The sequence below is a fragment of the Paenibacillus residui genome (genome assembly GCF_042677205.1).
GTDB lineage: Bacteria > Bacillota > Bacilli > Paenibacillales > NBRC-103111 > Paenibacillus_L > Paenibacillus_L residui.
Window position 1 is genome coordinate 1 of sequence record NZ_JBHTIU010000024.1, and the last position, 17,611, is coordinate 17,611.

Sequence of the window (17,611 nt, forward strand, 5' to 3'; positions counted from 1 at the left end):
ATTACATTCACCGTTAGTTCAGTCACATCATGCAATTATGCCGATTTTCGCTCTGCGAAAGTTGAGATGAAAACTTATACTTTCTTATATTTAAAAAAGCTCCCGTCCATCATGGGACGAGAGCTATTAACTCACGCGGTACCACCCAGGTTCCCCTGATTCTTGCGAAGGTCAGGGCTCGGAAGCCGTAGTATAGGCCGGTCCGTTAACGCCGGATATACGTCATCCCCTCATAGACCGGGCATCGCACCAACAAGCTGATAGCTTGCCCCCTACTCAAAGACGATTTCTCCGGGACCATCTTCCGCCGCCGCTCCAATACCGGTTTCCAGCTGCCCCGGCTCTCTGGGAAAGGGCTGTGCCGCGTACTCATCCCTTCATTGAAAATCTGCATTATAATTTATAACAAAATATACCTAATCCACATCGGCAATGTCAAGCCGGTTCCGCACCGCGAACGACTCCCAGCGAGCGTTGTTTGGTGTCCCCCTCTATAGACTACTGCTGCGGCCGGCCACCCTTGGCGGACATTACCGCGTCTCCTTCATCCGCCACTCGTTGCTGCGCCTCCCCACCCTTGGCGGGCGGGACCGGATCGAACCCTCCGGGATGAAACGGATGGCATCTGCATATTCGCTTGACGGCCAATGCAGAACCTTTCCAAACTCCATGCACTTCAATGCTCTCCAAAGCATACTGAGAACAGGTCGGGTAAAATCTGCAGGTCGGCGGTTTCAACGGGGAGATAAACTTCCTGTAGAAACGGATGGGCGCCTTGAAAACCGCCTGAAGCACCGGGCTCTTCCCTCTTTGCCCGATTCCGCCGCCGGTGTCAGCCGTCCCTTCATCTCTTGAAATGTTCCGATCGTTGCCGCTCATTGCGCCGCTTCCTCTTCTCTGCATTTTTTACAGTATCCGAATACTTCAAATTTATGCTTGACGGGACGGAAGCCTTCCGGCAGCCCCGGGATCTGCTCCATTGGACAAAATACAACCGGATAGGTTTGCTCGCAGGACAAGCAGATCACATGATGATGATGGTCATTCTCCTGACAATGGAGCCGGAACTTGATGCCGTCCTCGAATACAAACTGCTCCAATACCCCCATCTCGTGCATGATCCGCAAATTCCGGTAGACTGTATCGAAGCTCAGTCCGGAATAGGTATGCAGCATCTGCTCATAGACGTCCTTAGGCGTCATATAGCCCTTCGCCCTGGCAAACAGCGTCGCAAGGGTTTTACGCTGATCCGTAATTCGCATTCCCTGTCTGGACATCATCTGGACAATTTCCTCTGGATTCATGGATTTCCCCCCGATCACCTTCCTAATATTCCAATAATGCATCAAAATAGAATGCCCGTCAAACAAAAGGACCCCGCCGGAACAAACGAGGTCCAAGAAAGCCTATTATTTTGCTATATCGAAATAACCGTACAAATCGTCCAGCATGATGTTCGCGGACAAAATTCCCCCGGCGGTATTCCAGGTCACGTCATCCACCTTGAATGCCTTGTTGTTCTTAACTACCTCGAGATTATTCCATAAGGGATCGTTCAGCCATTCTTTCTCCAAAGCACTGGCCGTGCCGTCACCCGTTTCGTAAGTAAAATAGAACAGAATGTCCCCGTCCATCTCCGGAATCCGTTCCTTGGATACCTCCGCAGCGAATTCTTCCTTGTCTTGAGCCGCGGGCCGCTTCAAGCCCAGCTTCTTGAACATAACGCCGGAGAAAGTATCATTGTAATAAATCCGGACCTTGCCGGGCATAAACCGGACCATGGATACCTCGGTGTTCAGCTTGTCGCCCGCCTTGGATCGGAAATCTTCGATTCGCTTGTCGAAATCGGCCAACACCTTCTCGCCGATGTCTTGTTTGTTCAAGGCCTTCGCATACAGCTCGAAATTATTTCTCCATTCCCCTCTCAGCGTCTCCGCAAAAACCGTAGGGGCAAGCGCGGATAATTGCTCGTACACCTTCTCGTGCCGCATCTTGTTCCCGATAATCAGGTCGGGCTGGAGCGCTGCAATCGCCTCCAGGTTCGGCTGGTCCTCTTTGCCTACGGGAGTGACCCCTTCCAGCTTATCCATCAGATGGGGAAAGAATGGGTCTCCCCCGTGCGAGTTGTTGGCGCCGACCGGCTTGACACCCATCGCCAGCACGGCCTCCGTTCCTTCATTCGTCAGAACGACCACCCTCTTGGGTGTTGCCGGAATGGGCGTCTCTCCCATTGCATGCTGAACTACATAAGCTCCTCCCTCCGGGTTCGTCCCCTGTTCGCCGGAGTTGAACTTTTCTTGATCCGCTGTGCCGCCACATGCTGCCGTTATCAGCATCAGGACACCTATCGCCGCAGAAGCGAATCGCCTTTTTTTCCTATTGAACTGGCCTGCCATTTCATTCTCCCCTTTAAAATAAGCTTCTTGCTGACCGATCCCCATTATCACTGATAATGATTATCATTTTCGTCAATATGCTACACCAAAAGCACCCGTAGTGTCAACAAATATGTGGATTTCATACCTGCTTGTTCTCACATCTATGGCGAAAGACGGAAACTAAGTGGAAAAACAATTGATGTTGAAAAGTCGGTTCATTATAGGACTTCCGGAATTAATCGCATCCAATTGAGAATGAATATCAAATTCATTGACAGGACATACCCTTCCCTATAAACTGTGCATAAAGGGGTAAAAAGCTCTCTATCACTCTTTTTTCTAGGAACATACAATTGCTGGATCAAGCTGCGAAAAAGCAACGCATATAGGTTGCCGAACCTTGCGCGAAAGATCCGTCCGTCCACCGGACTACCTATTAAATAACTTTCATCTAATGGAAGATTTATACACTGCCTATATTAAGGAAGGTACCCGCATGTCACCCGTTCTGCATAATCGTATTCTCAAAATCGCCGGAATTCCGGCAGCCCTGCTCCTGCTTGTTATCGCTCTGTTAGCCAGTATCAATTTCGGAGTGGCCGACACGGACTGGAGAAGCATCATTGAAGCTTATTCCCAATTTAACGGGACGAATGAGCATCTTATCATTCAGCAGGTCCGCGTTCCGCGCGCTTTGATCGCTGGCGCGGTCGGGCTCAGTCTCGGAATCTGCGGTGCGCTAATTCAGGCATTAACCCGCAATCCGCTTGCCGATGTTGGCATTATGGGGTTAAACAGCGGAGCGTCTCTGCTGGTTGTAGCTGCCGTTACCTTCCTGTCCATCACTTCATTGAGCGAATACGTTTGGTTCGCCTTCCTGGGCGCCGCTCTCAGCGGAGTGGCCGTCTATGCCCTCGGCTCCATCGGACGGGATGGACTGACACCCGTGAAGATCACTTTGGCCGGGGCGGCCATCGGGGCGCTGGCTTCTTCCTTCACCCATACTATCCTGATTGCGAATGAGAAAACGATGCAGGAGGTACTGTTCTGGCTGGCCGGCTCCGTGGAGGGCCGCAAGCTGGAGCTGCTTGCTCAAGTCTTCCCTTATATGGCGGTGGCCTGGGTCGGCGCTTATCTTATAGCCGGACCGGTACATACTCTGCTGCTTGGAGATGATGTAGCGACCGGTTTGGGGCAGAGAACCGTTCTCGTCAAGCTTGCCACCGGACTTCTGATCGTCGTATTGGCGGGCAGCTCCGTGGCGGTGGCCGGGCCGATCCTGTTCGTCAGTCTGGTGACTCCGCATCTGGCCAGATCCTTGGTCGGGCCGGAGACCCGATGGGTCGTTGTCTACAGCGGTTTAATCGGAGCAGTGCTGCTGATTGCAGCCGATATTGCCTCCCGTTTCATTGCGATGCCCCGGGAAATTCCGATCGGCGTCATGACGGCTCTGATCGGAACACCGTTCTTTATTTATGCAGCAAGAAAGGGGACCTTCAAGAAATGAAGAAATCATTCCCCTTCCGCCTGGAGAAATGGAACATCTCCTTTCTTATTGATAAAAGATCGGCTGCCATTACCGGCATCCTGCTTGTATTAACCTTCCTTGTTTTCCTGTTAAGCACAGGCCTTGGAACCAAATCCATCAGCCCCGCAGGCGTACTCAAGTCTCTGTTCGGTCTGGGCTCGCAATCGGATGCTGTGGTTATCCACCAATTAAGGCTGCCTAGAGTATTGGTGGGCATGCTGGTCGGAGCTTCCTTAGCCGTCGCAGGGGCCATTCTGCAGGGAATCATCCGGAATCCTCTTGCCTCCCCCGACATCATCGGAATCACGGGGGGTGCTACCGTGTCGGCCGTAGCGATGCTCACCCTGTACCCCGCGGTCAGTATCCATTGGATTCCTGCCGCCGCTCTGGCCGGAGCGGCCCTGCTCACTCTGGTGATTTACCTGCTGGCCTGGAAGCAAGGAGTATCGTCCACTCGTCTTGTTCTGATTGGGGTAGGGCTTGGGGCATCCATGCAAGCGTTGACGACTCTCGTTATAACAACCGGGAACCAATTTGTGACTACCAAAGCGCTCGTATGGATCACCGGAAGCGTCTACGGCTCTAACTGGAAGCATGTCCTCGCTCTGCTGCCCTGGATTCTCTTGTTTATTCCACTGGCATTCGTATTCGCCCGCGCGGTCAACATCCAGCAGCTAGGTGATGACCTGGCCACGGGTGCAGGCAACCCGGTTCAGAAGCACCGGTTTATTCTCCTGCTAATCTGTGTCGCGCTGGCCGGCTCAGCCGTCGCCTTCGGGGGCGCCATCGGCTTCGTCGGATTGATTGCGCCGCATATCGCCAGGAAACTGGTCGGCCCGTCCTTCGGCGGCCTGCTCCCGGTAAGCGCCTTAACCGGAGGCCTGATTGTGATGGCGGCGGACCTGTTCGCCAGAACCGCTTTCTCGCCGCTTGATCTGCCGGTTGGTTTGTTCACGTCCTTAATCGGCGCTCCGTTCTTTATTTATTTGCTGTTAAAGTCGCGTAATAAATAAATGAAACAAGCTGGAGATGCAAGAGAAGGGCTGGAAGCTTGGAGAGGTAAAGGACGCTTGCCTATGTACTCGCAGGCCGTATCGATAACAAAATATTTCGAGTTCGGACCGCAGAGAATTGAATGGCCGAAAACCAACTCGCGGAGGTTGACTTTATGCTAAGGAGGCAGTCTTTATGAAAGCTGTTGAAACTCATAATTTGACGTTGAGCTACGGCGATGCGGTCATTATAGATCAACTGAATTTATCCATACCGCAAGGGCGAATCACGGTGTTTGTCGGGAGTAACGGCTGCGGGAAATCTACACTGCTGCGTTCTCTGGCCCGATTGCTAAAGCCGAAGTCGGGCGGAATTCTGCTCGAAGGCAAGGTAATGACGAAGCTGTCCACCCGGGAAATCGCCAAGAAGCTGGCCATTCTCCCGCAGGGTCCGGTTGCGCCGGAGGGCTTGACTGTCCTGCAGCTTGTCAAACAAGGCCGCTATCCGCACCAGAACTGGCTCCGGCAATGGTCCAGAGAGGATGAGCAAATGGTATGGCAGGCATTGGAAGCGACGGGGATGGCCGAACTGGCCGATAGAACGGTCGATTCGTTATCCGGCGGACAGCGGCAGCGGGCTTGGATTGCCATGACGCTGGCTCAAGGGACCGCAACAATCCTGCTGGATGAACCGACCACTTATCTCGATCTTGCCCACCAGATCGAGGTGCTTGATTTGCTGTACGATCTGAACCAGAAGGAGCAGAGAACGATCGTCATGGTTCTGCATGACATTAATCTGGCCTGCCGTTATGCCCATCATATCGTTGCCATTAAAGACCGCAAAGTCTTCGCTCAGGGCCTTCCGGAAGAAGTCGTTCAATCCGCAATGATGGAGAGCGTATTCGGACTCCAGTGTCAGATCATGACGGACCCGATTTTCGGAACGCCGCTTTGCATACCGGTCGGCAAAGGTCGGTTCGCTTCCGCTGAAGCGAAGATCCATGTGACGGCCTAATTCCATTTATGGGAATCAACTTCGGGTGATGCGGCCTTCTTAGGTACGGAAGGATTGCCATTTACCAGCCGAGCCGCCGAGCGTATTGCCCATAAAGCTACATGTCGCATCCGGGTCGGTAAGGTCGTCGCAAAGACGAGCAAAAGTGCATTAAAATCCTGCCTTTTTCCAAAAAGAAGGCGAAAGACGCTCAAATGTGCAGGTCTTTTTCACAAAAAGGGCCGATTTCGCAAAAATCGCTCCAAAGACATGTATAATCGCTTTAGAATAAGGAATGTGGCGCCCTTTCCCCATAAAGACCTGCATAATCGCTTTAGAATATGGCATCGCGCACCCTTTCCCCATAAAGACCTGCATAATCGCTTTAGAATATGGCATCGCGCGGCTCTTGCCCATAAAGACCTGCCGTTTTGATTGTCTCTTACGCAATCCGGCGGACGACCGGGGTTCCTGACGAAGACCTGCACATTCCCCACAAAAATGATAAAAAAAGCTCCTAACGGAGCCTCTTCGAAGATGAATAACCCGGTTTTAAAGGTAGCTTTTTATGCCAATTAGAAAGTGGTTCCATTTTAATGCTTTAATGAACTTTAACTTTCTAATGTGGTTAAAAAATATGCTTTTAACCCATCCTGATAGCATTAAGCTTGGTACAGGAGGGTTGGGAATGAAAACGGCTCAACGAATGGCGGAGCATAAGCGCTGGATCGAAGCCTTAAAGGGTGACACCCCGCGGCTGTCGTTCTACCGGATGATCAAGGGAGAAGCGTTCGCGGAGCTCTGCCGCTTCTATGAACAAGGAATCGGATTCCGCAGTTTCGAGCAATTTGCCGAACAGGCGGCCATGCTGGAGAGAACCTACTCCCCTAACTGCTGCTCTTCCGTTGCTGCATCGCCAGACAGTTCCATAATCTAGTCAGTATATCAGGACTCTCCTTGCGCAAAGGCTTCGATTTCGAAGCTTTTTTTCATTTCCGTTAAAAGGTATACTATCCTTATCTTTCATAAGTGGAATCCGCAGGATTGTAACGATTCCCATGCGCATATTTATCTATGAATAAGCGCGACTCCCAGCGCGGTGTTTGGTGGACGATCGGGCCACAGGCGAAATCCTGCTGCCATAGGGCCTAAATTTCTGCATTTGGCTCGCCTCTACCATAACGGGCTGATGCGTATCTCAACGTTTTTTGCATATAATTTGGTACCATTAATAACAGTTTTGCAAATGTACGGGAGGGAACGGCCGTGATCAGGAGAACCATACGCCAAATTGTACAAATGACCGATGGGGTGCTCGACGAATCGAAATGGGATTCGTTACCCGTTACCGGCGTCAGTACGGATACAAGGACCATACAGCGGGGGAATTTATTTATCCCCATCAAACGAAAGCAGAATGGGCATCTCTATGTGGAGGAAGCGTTCCGCAAAGGAGCTTCAGCAAGCCTCTGGTGTAAGGATGAGCCCCATCCGCCGCAGCAAGTTCCTCTGATCTTCGTCGACAACCCTCTATCGGCTTTGCATCGCCTGGCGTCACGGTATCGGGCAGAGCTTAAGATGAGAGTGATCGGGGTCACCGGAAGCAACGGAAAGACAACGACCAAAGATATGATCGCTTCCATCTTTGCGTGCTGCTTCCGGGTATGTAAAACGGAAGGAAATTTAAACAATCATTACGGTCTGCCTCTAACCCTGCTGCAAATGGAGGAAGATACTCAAATTGCCGTAGTCGAAATGGGGATGAGCGATACTTGGGAAATTGCGCTTCTCTCCAACATCGCTCAACCGGATATAGCCGTCATAACGATGATCGGCGAATCTCATCTGGGAACGCTTGGCACTAGGGAGGCCATTGCGGCCGCTAAATTGGAAATCACAGAAGCCCTTTCTTCCAACGGCGTGCTCATTATTAACGGTGATGAACCATTGCTTGCAGAAGGTCTGGCCAAGCTGAATTTGCCGGAAACCGTACGGGTCCTCCGTTTCGGGTTCTCTTCGGACAACGATTACTCCCTCTCCAGTATTCAGATCGGGCATCAGGCTACGGAATTTTCCGTTAACGGCCGGAAGGAGCTTCACTATAAGGTCCCTCTCCCCGGCAAGCATTACGCTTGCAACGCTCTGGCCGCCATTGCGGCAGCGGAATGGTCGGGGATTTCGTCTGCCGATATCCGCCAAGGGCTTGCCTCTGTTCGCCCTACAGGAATGCGTATGGAAATCAAACGGTCCCCCGCCGGATTTACTGTTATTAACGACGCATTTAACGCAAGCCCTTCCTCGGTCAAGGCAGCCATTGAAGTGCTATGCGAAATGAGTGGCTTTACCCGAAAAAAGCTTGTTCTGGGAGACATGCTGGAACTGGGAACGGAGGAAGAGCTGCTGCACAGAGAAATTGGGCGCCTCCTCTCCCCGGAAGCGATTGATTCCGTTTATACTTACGGGAAACTGGCCGGCTATATTGCAGAGGAGGCGAAGCTTACGTTCGGTCCGCACAGGGTCCATTCTTTTACGGATAAAGCTTCATTGGCGGACCAACTGCTGTCGGAAGCCGGGAACGGCACGGCCATCCTCGTCAAAGGCTCCAGAGGAGCCGGGTTGGAAGACATCGTCGAACGGCTTCTTGACGGTGCCTCCTAATTCAGCCCGGCTCTCTAGTCTGCGAAAGAAAGATTTCACTGCGCCGTTCGTGAGAGCGGTAGACGGCTTCCACCACTTCAACGATTTCCCGCGAATAGGTCATGGAACAGCCGGGCTCCTTCCCTGTCTCGATGCTGGTGATCAAATCCCGGAATTGGAGGACGAAAGGCGGTTCTTCCCGCCCCAGTGCAACCGGGACGAACTCCCCATCCTGGCTGATCCACAGCCCCTGCCCGGTTACAAGCTTAGCCATTCCTCCGGTAAACACCAGCTCCGTCTCATTCCTGGGGACCCCGGCATATCCGCTCTGTGAAATGACGGCCGGAATCCCCTCCGCATTTTCCAGAAAAATGAGGCCTCCTCCCTCCACATCCCCCCTGCTGCCGCAATAGCTGACCGAAGACCGGACCCGGGCAATCGGACTTCCTCCCAGCCAGCGGATTTTATCGATGGAGTGAGAACCGAGATTGGTTAGAATCCCCCCTCCGGCCTTCGCCTTGTCGAAAAACCAGGCGGGGCGCGAAGGCTGGTAATAATGAACGTGCCGGATGTCGTTGATCATCACGAGACGTCCCAGCTCTCCGCTATCGATCAGTTCCTTCGCCTTTACGTTTTCGGGAAAATAGTGCTGGGTATGTCCAACCAGAAGCTTAACTCCGCTCCCCCGCACCGCCTCGATAATTTCATCGCATTCGCCGACAGATATGGCCATCGGCTTCTCCAGGAGCACATGACAGCCTTCACCCGCACAATAAACCGCCGCTTCTTTATGCAGGAAGTGGGGCAGCGTCACTATAGCGATGTGCGGCCGCTCCTTCTTCACCATATCCCGGTAATCCGTATATGCCCGGATGCCGAACGACTGCGCAAGCTGCCCCGCCTTCTCCCCGTCAATGTCAGCCAATGCCACCGGTTCCAATTGCCGAACCTGGCCCATGGCTTCCAAGTGTCTGGATGCAATGGCCCCTCCACCGATAACAACTACCCGATAATTCATCGTCTCGCCTTCCTTCTTCATATGATCAATCACTAGGATTGATGATTCAAATCCGGCAGTGCATTAAATCAGAAATCAGACGGAGTCCTGCTCCGCCTGATTTCGGGTTTATTTCAGTTGAACATTGGCCGCGCGGTCGAAGGCTGTCTTATAAGTCGCGATGACTTCCTCGAGCCCCAGCTTCTGGGCCGCTTCCACATATTTATCCCATTCGTCCAGGCTTCTCTCCCCGAGAATAAACTTGCTGATCGTTTCGTTCCGATGCTTGTTGATCGCTTCGCCCTTCGTTGAGATCAGTTCCTGCTCCGCCTCGTTGAAGGAAGGCAGCGGGCGCAGGATGTCGTCGTATTTTCTGGCCTCTTCATAAGCCTTCTGCAAATCTTCCGAGGACATGGCCAGATGCGCGTCATAATCTATCCAGGTATAAGCTCCGTTAGTCGACAGATTCGTACGCTTGCGAAGGTCGGTCAAATCAATAAAGTCCGATTTGATCTTCTTCTTGCCGTTTTCTACCACGAAGGTTTCGCCTTCAATCCCCCAGCTAAGCATATCCCTGCCTTCCTCGGAATAGAACCAGTCGAGATATTTCATGATCTCGGGAATTTTCTTCGAATCCGCGCTTACCGTCATTCCCGCATAGCTCGTATGGGTATAGGCATTCAATGCTTTCCCTCCCGGTCCGGCCGGCGGTGCCATGAACTGCATATTGAACTCCGGATTTTCCTTACGCATCGCAATATTGAAGAAGTCGATCCGGCTGATATAGTCAATCGTAACGAACGACTGGCTCGTCGAAACCATATCCTGCCACTGCTTCGTATCGACCGTCAGCCAGTCCTTCGGCATCAAGCCCTCCTGATAAAACTTGTTTAAATACCCGATCACGTTCTTGTAATTGTCTTCAACGGGCCCATATTTGACTTCCTTGCTGCTCTGATCCACGTAATAACCTTCATTCGTGGAAAAAGCGGGGGTCAAATTACGCATGATCTCCAAATTATTTCCCGTACGGAACGTAAAGGGGTAACTGTTCGGATACAGCTCCTTCAATTTCTTCAGCACCTCGTACAGCTCGTCATAGGTCGTAGGAGGCTGCAGATTATGCTGTTTGAAAATATCTTCCCGGTACATCCAGATCATCCGGTTCGTCTCCCCGATTCCTTCGTTAGGGAACACATACAGCTTGCCGTCTGCTGCGAGGGTCGATTTTACGACATCCGGGTATTTTTCCATCCACTTCTGGAAATTCGGCATTTGATCGACATAATCGAGAATATTGGCCAGAGCCCCCTGCTGCCCGTATTTATTGGCCTGATTGAGCGAAAGCATGAAGGTGATATCCGGCATATTGCCGGAAGCGACATTCAGGTTGATCGTATCCTCCAGCTTGCCTGACGGAATCTGCATATTTAAGGTAACGCCGGTCTTCTCCTTGAGAATTTTCCAGACCAGCGCATCCTTGTCGTAAGGCCAGTTAGGATGGGACTCGGTCAGCATCGTGAAGGTCTGTTCCGTCTTGGCAGGGGCCTCACTTGCATTCGGCCCGCTTCCTCCCTCGGTTCCGCCGGGAGCCGGACTTTCGCCCCCGCTCTTTCCCCCGCCGCATGCCGCCAGCATGGATAGCGCCAGAACCGATGTCATGGCAATCGATATGCTTTTTTTCTTCATAGAAACAACCTCTCCCTTTTTATATTTTGCAAGCGTTCATTCCGTCCCAAATGAGTGTCTCCTAGCTGTAAAATCCGGTCTGTCCTCCTTCTATCGGACAAGCCTTCGGAATGGCAGCCATTGTTGCCGATTTTCGCCTTCTTCCTTATCCTTTAACGGCTCCAATCATAACCCCCTTGACGAAGTACTTCTGCAGCAGCGGATAGAGCAGCAGAATAGGAAGCGTCGAAACCATGATGGTTGCGAATTTCAAGGATTCCTCAACGACCATATTGTCTCCCCCTATGCTCGTCACATCGCCGGAATTCATCTGGCCGGCCAACACTATGTTGCGCAGCACCACCTGGAGAGGAAAGAGCTCCGGGTCGCGCAGATACAGCAGCGGAAGCATAAAGTTATTCCATAATCCAACGGCATAGAACAGACCGATCGTTGCAAAAACTGCCTTCGACAGAGGGACCACGATCCGGGTAAATATTCCGAAATCGTTAAGCCCGTCAATCTTGCCCGACTCCTCCAGCTCTACCGGGATGCCAACGAAGAAGGTTCGCATAATCAGAAGATTCCAGGTACTGACCGCTCCCGGAAGCACCATCGCCCATACCGTATCCATAATTCCCATAGACTTGACTACCAGGAAGGTCGGAATCATCCCGCCGCTGAAGAACATCGTGAACACGATCAGCAGTGTAAAGCCTTTGTGAAACGGCATGTCTTTCTTGGCGAGCGCATAGGCCCCCAAGGAAGTGACAATCAGGGAAACAGCCGTACCAAGGCTGGTATAAATCAAGGTATTCAGATAGGACTTGAGAATTCGAGGATCGTTAAGCACAATTTGATACATGTCGAAATTCAAGCCTTTGGGATACCAGCTGACCTCCCCCTTCATGACATGAATATTTGAACTGAGCGATACGGCAATCATGTGCACGAACGGGTACAGCGTAACAAGAACTATCCCGCATAGAATAATGGCGTTGACGATAGAGAACAGCGACAATTTGCGTTTCATAGCGGCCCCCCTACCACAGACTCGTTTCGCCGAGCTTCCGGCTTAGATAATTGGTGGAATAAATGAAGATCAGACTGACCACTCCGGTAAACAAGTCAATAGCCGCCGCATAGCTGAAGTTCCCCTGCATCAATCCGGTGCGGTAAACATAAGTGCTTAATATATCCGCGGTCTCATAGGTGGCCGGGTTGTACAGCAGGAACACTTTCTCGAAGCCGATTTCGAGCACTTTGCCGACGTTGAGAATAAACAAGATGACGATAGCCGGCGCGATGCCCGGCAGCGTGACGTTCCACAGCTTCTTCCAGCGGGAAGCCCCATCGATTTCCGCCGCCTCATACAGCATCGGGTCAATCGATGTTAGCGCTGCCAAATAAATGATCGTTTCCCAGCCGATATGCTGCCAAATTTCCGAAGCGACATAGATCGACCGGAACAGCTTGGGCTCAACCATGAAATTGATCGCTTCGAAACCTAAAGATTCGATCAGCTTGTTGACCATTCCTCCCGATGGCGACAGAAACATGATAACCATGCTGGCGACCACGACATTGGATATGAAGTGGGGAAGATAGCTGACCGTTTGAACGAAGCGCTTGAACACCATATTTTTCACTTCATTCAATAATAATGCAAGAATAATGGGAGCGGGAAATCCAAACAACAGCTTGTAGAAGCCGAGTAAAAAAGTGTTGCGCAGCAGAATCGGAAAGTCGGGATTTTGGAAAAACATCACGTAGTATTTCAGTCCGACCCAGTCGCTGTCCCAGATCCCTTTATAAAGATTGTAATTTTTGAATGAAATGACGATCCCGAACATCGGTAAGTACTTGAACAATACGTAATAAAGCAAGCAAGGAACGAACATGAGGATCAAATATCTTCCTTTGATCCATTTGCGCATCCATCGTGAATATCGGGGAGGCCTGGCGGTCGTCGGGCTTCTCTGGCGAATCCCCGCCTGCTCCGTTGCTTCTGTCCATTCCACTGGGGTCATCTTCCTCTACTCCTTGTTCGTGTGATACCGTTATATTACCCGGGAATGCCCCCCATAAGGAATGGCCAATCCTTTAACTTGTCGCCGATTTTAACGGAATCTATAATATTGCTAACTTGTTAAAAGAATGAAGATACCGCGTCATTGGCGACTTTCTTCCCATCTTTTCCTCCTAATGGTATACTTTGATCAAATGAAAACGATAACAACGACGGGATTAAGGAGAGCTTCCGCTCATGCTGAAATCAATTCTACAATTAAAAGCCAAGGGAAATTCTCTATTCTTCAAGCTGTTAACGAGCTTCATGACTATTATTTTGCTGCTCGTTTCCTTTAACATCGTATCTTATCAATTTTTTCTGACCAATATCCAGGAGGAAATTATTAAGAATAACAGCCTGAATATGAGCACAACCGCCGAAAATATGGAGAAGCATATCAAGCTGGTCAAAAATATGGCCTTCGGCCTGTTCTTCAACGACAAGGCCCAGATCCTTAATCATTCGGCCGACAAAATCAATTACGATATCGTATATCAAGTCCGCAAGGATCTTCAGCATTCTTTGAATACGTCTAATCTTTATTTGACCAATATTATTTATTACTTCGTCAATACCGGATTGATTATCGAAAAAGACGGTACGACAACGGAAGATAAAATGTTTACCAAGTTCTATGTCAGCGATCAATATACGGTCGATTTCTGGCAGCGGGAGGTGGAGAACCCGGTCAGCTTCAAAATGTACCCGGCCGCCCCATTCGTCGAGTACAATCTGGAATCCAGGGTGGCCAAAGGGCGTCTGCTTCCTCTGCTGATCAAAAACTTGTACAACACCAACTTCGTCATCATCGCTCTCCTGGAAGCCGACAAGCTGTATGAATCCTTTCACCAGGCGGGGGAGGATGAGCGCTTCTATATGCTGGATGATAGCGGACAAACCTTGTACAGCAATACAGACGAGCCCTTTGACATTGGCCAAAGACAGCCGCCTTCCGTCAGCCAAACCTATTTCAAGGAAGGCCCCTACTATTACTTCTACCAGCGGGGGGCCGAATCCGGGTACGGATATTGGTCGGTCATTCCTTATGAGAAGATTTCCTCCCAGATTGTCCGGTTGAATGTCATTCTCATTGCGCTGCTGGCCTTGGCGTTGATCATCGGCATCTCGGCGTCGATCTTCTTCACCCGAAAAATCAATCATCCGCTGACCCGGATTATCCGTTCCATGGAACAGCTGCAATTTCCTGCAGCCCACCGCAGCCAAATCCGGGAATACGACTGGATCAGCGATAAGCTTAGCGATCTGATGGAGAAGAATAAGACGATTAACGCCGATCTGTCGAATAAGAATTCGCTGCTGACCTATTACGCCTATATCGATAAATTAAAGAGCATAGAAACCCGGGTGAAAGACATCAAGCTGCCGCTGGACAAAAACCAGCCCTTCCGGCTTGTCCTGTTTCAACTGAGCTTCCGGGAACGGTTTACCCAGGACCTGGATTTCGAGCAGAATCGAGCGGCTTATTTCATACGGGAATTTATCCAATCGGAGTTCAGCAAGGTTTACAAGGAGCCGTTAACCTTTCAATTGGAGAAGGACCGGATATTGTCGCTGCTTTTTCTGGAGGAAGAGAATGAAACGGGATGGGAGGAGTCACTTCGCAGCCTGAAGCAGGTGTTCGATCTGGACCTCCAGTACTGCACCGTCACCATAGCCTTCAGTGAGCCTTATCGGGATTCCTCCGACTTCACTTCCGCTTACGAAGATTTGCTTGGAATGGTTGCACAGCGGAAATTGGGAGAGGAGACGCAAATCATAGGCTGTCAGGACACCCATCCGGCGACATATCGGCTTAATGCAGTGGAGGAACAGGAATTTACGAGCAATCTGCTGACGGGCAACGAAGCCGCCCTCGGCCCTATCCTTCGCCGGATGCTGGCCGTCATGGCCAGGAAAGAGGCCACCCTTGAGCAGTTTCGCGATTTCTCCAGCGAGATGATTAACCGGGTGCTCCATGTACTGCGCTCGAACCATATCGAGGCCGCCGATCGGATGGAGTCGGTTTACTTGGCAAGCCGTTTGAAGCAGTGCCTCACCTTGGACCAATTCGAGCAGTTGTTCGACGATCTTCTGCCCGAGGCCGCCAGTTATATCAAGAGGAAAAGAATGGAGAACGATCCGATTACCGGATTTGTTACCGAATATGTAGAGAAGCATTACCGGGAAGACATTTCATTGGATTTGCTGGCCGACAAGCTGAACATTACCGGCGCTTATTTGTCCACCTATTTTAAAGAAAAGCGGGGAATCAATTTTAGCGACTATGTCAATACCTTCCGGATGAACAAGGCGAAGGAGCTGCTGCGGGAGACGGATCTGAAGATCCAGGACATCGCTGTCCAGGTCGGCTACCCTAATGTCAATTCCTTTATCCGGATGTTCAAGAAGGCGACGGGACTCCCTCCGGGAGAATTCCGCAAGGAGGCCGGGAGACTCTGACGGTCCGCGGCCCAGGGCGACGAGTCAGGACGTTGCAACCATAAAGAACATAAAGAAGGAAGCCCGTTCCTCCTGACAGGGCTTCCGTTCGCTCTATCCTATAAACACCCGTTATCGGCCGCGTTTATTCCTCCAGAGAGGGGCTGTCGCAGCCATCAACAGAAAGCCTCCTGCCAAGCCTCCCAGGTGGGCGGACAGATTGATCTGAGGCATGATCAGCGAGAAGACCACACCGATGGCCAGCATCGTATAGACCGTCTGCTGCGACTGGCGGTCCAGCATATATTTGTGATACAGGCTCAAGTAGAGATAAGCTCCGAATATGCCGTAGATGGCTCCCGAGGCCCCGGCGGATACGGAATAGCTGCTGGCCATCCACTGGCTGACCAGATTGCCGGCAACGCCGCTCAACAAGTAGAAAATCGCATACTTGAAAGACCCGAGCATCCTCTCGAGAGGAGGAGCAAACACATACAGAAAGAAGCTGTTCATAATCAGATGCATCCCCCCGATATGAACAAAAACCGAAGTAATGTATCTCCATAACTCGGGATTCCAAAACGGTGTATGGTACATGGCGCCGAACCGGATCAAGGTTTCGGAATTCGTGGAGGAACCGTACAGCTCCATCAGTCCGAAGACAACCAGATTAATCACTATCCATATGGAGGTGACCGGATACCAGCGAATGTACTGCTTCAAGCTCTCTCTTCTCAAAAAGATCATGCGGCCTCTTCCCCTTTCGTCATTACCAATATAATCAACTTCAGCCTCCGAAACAAGCCGAAGGATCAATAAAATGGATAAGGGAATAGAAGCGCCGTCGAAGCGGCCCATCCAATTGCCTGTCCGGCTCCATGCCTCGGGTTGGTTAGCCGATTACCTTTAAATATCGAAGCTGAACGGCCAGCTTTTCCTCTCCGTTTTGACCGCTAATGAGGCCTCCGCAAGCCGTTCGGAGGAATAGAGAAATTCTCCATAAGACCATAAGCCCGTCAATATCGTTCCATCCGGGAAAGTCTTCGTCCCCCTTCCATGCTCCATATGATCATGCCAGCTTCCCTCATAGACGGTGCCGTCATGCCATTGATAAACCCCTTCTCCGTTAAACATTCCTTCTTCCCATTGCCCGGTATAAACATCTCCGTTCGCGTACCGTTTCGTTCCCCGACCATGCTCCAGATCGTCTTTCCATTCTCCTTCATAGACGGTGCCGTCATGCCAGGTGTATTTGCCGGCCCCATGCTTCCTTCCGGCTTTCCACTGACCTACATATTTATCTCCATCGTTTCCGGAGACCTCCGCGTAGTTCTCCAAATGGATAAACGCCCGGTTCCACTCCCCGACCACCGGCTTGCCGTCGATGTCGGCCAGGGAAGCTTCTTTCTCCGTGGTTGGGAATAAAAGCCCTGAATCGAAATCCAACCCATTCTGCCGGACATTTCCGGAAATCAGGTATGGGAGGGGCTCGAAGGAGGAATCATTGTAATCTTTGTAGAAACGGCAGGCCAACGAATGAGCGCGTCCTATCCAATCCAGAACTTCCTCTGTCGTTAATGACACGTTATCTTCGGATGTCGCTTGATGAATTAACCGGCAGAAATCCGCCTCCTGTGTATTGATCGCCCGGCGGGAAATTAACCTGTCGATCTGCTCATGGACGGAAGCGCCAATGACCAGATTTTCAAACCGGCAGATATGATTCAGAACAATCTCGATAAATGGCTCTAATTGGATGACTGCTAATTGAGGATAATCGCAAACATACGCCTCCGCCCGGTTTCCCAGCCGGCATAATTCAGGATAAGAAGACTTAAGGAATGAAAAATTGGGACCGTTCACAACATTCCGCCACCTTTCCATTTGTATACAAAAAATTCGAC

General features: G+C 51.0%; 16 protein-coding genes. 6 read left to right on the forward strand and 10 right to left on the reverse strand.

The window, feature by feature from the left end; genetic code table 11:
• Positions 1 to 498: 498 nt before the first annotated feature.
• The 3 genes from yidD to ACFQ03_RS06725 all read right to left on the reverse strand — a co-directional run bounded on the left by yidD (position 499) and on the right by ACFQ03_RS06725 (position 2,396).
• Positions 499 to 795, reverse strand: a complete 297-nt coding sequence (gene yidD, locus ACFQ03_RS06715; protein ID WP_225312810.1) for a membrane protein insertion efficiency factor YidD — start codon at positions 793 to 795, stop codon at positions 499 to 501.
• Positions 796 to 875: 80 nt separating this feature from the next.
• Complete coding sequence (locus ACFQ03_RS06720; protein ID WP_150960532.1) at positions 876 to 1,304, reverse strand: Fur family transcriptional regulator; 429 nt, start codon at positions 1,302 to 1,304, stop codon at positions 876 to 878.
• A gap of 105 nt (positions 1,305 to 1,409) precedes the next feature.
• Entirely contained in the window at positions 1,410 to 2,396 is a 987-nt protein-coding gene (locus ACFQ03_RS06725) for an ABC transporter substrate-binding protein (protein ID WP_150960533.1), read from the reverse strand.
• A 478-nt stretch (positions 2,397 to 2,874) separates the two neighbouring features.
• Between ACFQ03_RS06725 and ACFQ03_RS06730 the strand changes: the two genes are divergently transcribed.
• From ACFQ03_RS06730 to ACFQ03_RS06740, 3 genes are all read left to right on the forward strand, one after another.
• Positions 2,875 to 3,885, forward strand: coding sequence for a FecCD family ABC transporter permease (locus tag ACFQ03_RS06730; protein WP_379286999.1), 1,011 nt, complete (start codon positions 2,875 to 2,877; stop codon positions 3,883 to 3,885).
• Entirely contained in the window at positions 3,882 to 4,919 is a 1,038-nt protein-coding gene (locus ACFQ03_RS06735) for a FecCD family ABC transporter permease (RefSeq protein WP_150960535.1), read from the forward strand. The genes ACFQ03_RS06730 and ACFQ03_RS06735 overlap by 4 nt, the downstream gene beginning before the upstream one ends.
• A 175-nt stretch (positions 4,920 to 5,094) precedes the next feature.
• Complete coding sequence (locus tag ACFQ03_RS06740) at positions 5,095 to 5,916, forward strand: ABC transporter ATP-binding protein (RefSeq protein ID WP_379287002.1); 822 nt, start codon at positions 5,095 to 5,097, stop codon at positions 5,914 to 5,916.
• 150 nt (positions 5,917 to 6,066) lie between these two features.
• On the opposite strand, the gene ACFQ03_RS06745 is transcribed toward ACFQ03_RS06740, so the two are convergent.
• On the reverse strand, positions 6,067 to 6,312 hold the full coding sequence (locus tag ACFQ03_RS06745) for a hypothetical protein (protein WP_379287004.1): 246 nt from the start codon (positions 6,310 to 6,312) through the stop codon (positions 6,067 to 6,069).
• A 271-nt stretch (positions 6,313 to 6,583) separates the two neighbouring features.
• Here ACFQ03_RS06745 and ACFQ03_RS06750 point away from each other — a divergent pair, with 271 nt between their 5' ends.
• On the forward strand, positions 6,584 to 6,832 hold the full coding sequence (locus ACFQ03_RS06750) for a hypothetical protein (RefSeq protein ID WP_379287006.1): 249 nt from the start codon (positions 6,584 to 6,586) through the stop codon (positions 6,830 to 6,832).
• A 329-nt stretch (positions 6,833 to 7,161) separates the two neighbouring features.
• A complete protein-coding gene (locus tag ACFQ03_RS06755; protein WP_379287008.1) occupies positions 7,162 to 8,553 on the forward strand; it encodes a UDP-N-acetylmuramoyl-tripeptide--D-alanyl-D-alanine ligase in 1,392 nt (463 codons plus the stop codon).
• A 1-nt stretch (position 8,554) separates the two neighbouring features.
• Here ACFQ03_RS06755 and ACFQ03_RS06760 read toward each other — a convergent pair whose 3' ends face one another.
• The 4 genes from ACFQ03_RS06760 to ACFQ03_RS06775 form a co-directional block, all read right to left on the reverse strand.
• A complete protein-coding gene (locus ACFQ03_RS06760; protein ID WP_144941016.1) occupies positions 8,555 to 9,550 on the reverse strand; it encodes a Gfo/Idh/MocA family protein in 996 nt (331 codons plus the stop codon).
• A gap of 108 nt (positions 9,551 to 9,658) precedes the next feature.
• Positions 9,659 to 11,218: an extracellular solute-binding protein gene (locus tag ACFQ03_RS06765; protein WP_144941018.1), complete on the reverse strand. Its 1,560-nt coding sequence runs from the start codon at positions 11,216 to 11,218 to the stop codon at positions 9,659 to 9,661.
• Positions 11,219 to 11,363: 145 nt separating this feature from the next.
• Complete coding sequence (locus ACFQ03_RS06770; protein ID WP_144941021.1) at positions 11,364 to 12,230, reverse strand: carbohydrate ABC transporter permease; 867 nt, start codon at positions 12,228 to 12,230, stop codon at positions 11,364 to 11,366.
• Between the two features lie 10 nt (positions 12,231 to 12,240).
• Positions 12,241 to 13,134, reverse strand: coding sequence for an ABC transporter permease (locus ACFQ03_RS06775; protein ID WP_260982218.1), 894 nt, complete (start codon positions 13,132 to 13,134; stop codon positions 12,241 to 12,243).
• Between the two features lie 329 nt (positions 13,135 to 13,463).
• Between ACFQ03_RS06775 and ACFQ03_RS06780 the strand changes: the two genes are divergently transcribed.
• The gene (locus ACFQ03_RS06780) at positions 13,464 to 15,728 is read left to right on the forward strand and encodes a helix-turn-helix domain-containing protein (RefSeq protein WP_144941026.1); all 2,265 of its coding nucleotides are present in this window, start codon (positions 13,464 to 13,466) and stop codon (positions 15,726 to 15,728) included.
• Between the two features lie 111 nt (positions 15,729 to 15,839).
• Here ACFQ03_RS06780 and ACFQ03_RS06785 read toward each other — a convergent pair whose 3' ends face one another.
• On the reverse strand, positions 15,840 to 16,454 hold the full coding sequence (locus ACFQ03_RS06785; protein WP_144941028.1) for a rhomboid family intramembrane serine protease: 615 nt from the start codon (positions 16,452 to 16,454) through the stop codon (positions 15,840 to 15,842).
• 159 nt (positions 16,455 to 16,613) lie between these two features.
• On the reverse strand, positions 16,614 to 17,570 hold the full coding sequence (locus tag ACFQ03_RS06790) for an MORN repeat-containing protein (protein ID WP_379287012.1): 957 nt from the start codon (positions 17,568 to 17,570) through the stop codon (positions 16,614 to 16,616).
• Positions 17,571 to 17,611: the final 41 nt, after the last annotated feature.

Excerpts from the sequence above, each read along its gene's own strand:
- ACFQ03_RS06720 (WP_150960532.1), bottom strand. The coding sequence starts at position 1,304 with ATGAATCCAGAGGAAATTGTCCAGATGATGTCCAGACAGGGAATGCGA.
- ACFQ03_RS06725 (WP_150960533.1), bottom strand. The coding sequence starts at position 2,396 with ATGGCAGGCCAGTTCAATAGGAAAAAAAGGCGATTCGCTTCTGCGGCG.
- ACFQ03_RS06730 (WP_379286999.1), top strand. The coding sequence starts at position 2,875 with ATGTCACCCGTTCTGCATAATCGTATTCTCAAAATCGCCGGAATTCCG.
- ACFQ03_RS06735 (WP_150960535.1), top strand. The coding sequence starts at position 3,882 with ATGAAGAAATCATTCCCCTTCCGCCTGGAGAAATGGAACATCTCCTTT.
- ACFQ03_RS06740 (WP_379287002.1), top strand. The coding sequence starts at position 5,095 with ATGAAAGCTGTTGAAACTCATAATTTGACGTTGAGCTACGGCGATGCG.
- ACFQ03_RS06745 (WP_379287004.1), bottom strand. The coding sequence starts at position 6,312 with ATGGGCAAGAGCCGCGCGATGCCATATTCTAAAGCGATTATGCAGGTC.
- ACFQ03_RS06750 (WP_379287006.1), top strand. The coding sequence starts at position 6,584 with ATGAAAACGGCTCAACGAATGGCGGAGCATAAGCGCTGGATCGAAGCC.
- ACFQ03_RS06760 (WP_144941016.1), bottom strand. The coding sequence starts at position 9,550 with ATGAATTATCGGGTAGTTGTTATCGGTGGAGGGGCCATTGCATCCAGA.
- ACFQ03_RS06765 (WP_144941018.1), bottom strand. The coding sequence starts at position 11,218 with ATGAAGAAAAAAAGCATATCGATTGCCATGACATCGGTTCTGGCGCTA.
- ACFQ03_RS06770 (WP_144941021.1), bottom strand. The coding sequence starts at position 12,230 with ATGAAACGCAAATTGTCGCTGTTCTCTATCGTCAACGCCATTATTCTA.
- ACFQ03_RS06775 (WP_260982218.1), bottom strand. The coding sequence starts at position 13,134 with ATGCGCAAATGGATCAAAGGAAGATATTTGATCCTCATGTTCGTTCCT.
- ACFQ03_RS06780 (WP_144941026.1), top strand. The coding sequence starts at position 13,464 with ATGCTGAAATCAATTCTACAATTAAAAGCCAAGGGAAATTCTCTATTC.
- ACFQ03_RS06785 (WP_144941028.1), bottom strand. The coding sequence starts at position 16,454 with ATGATCTTTTTGAGAAGAGAGAGCTTGAAGCAGTACATTCGCTGGTAT.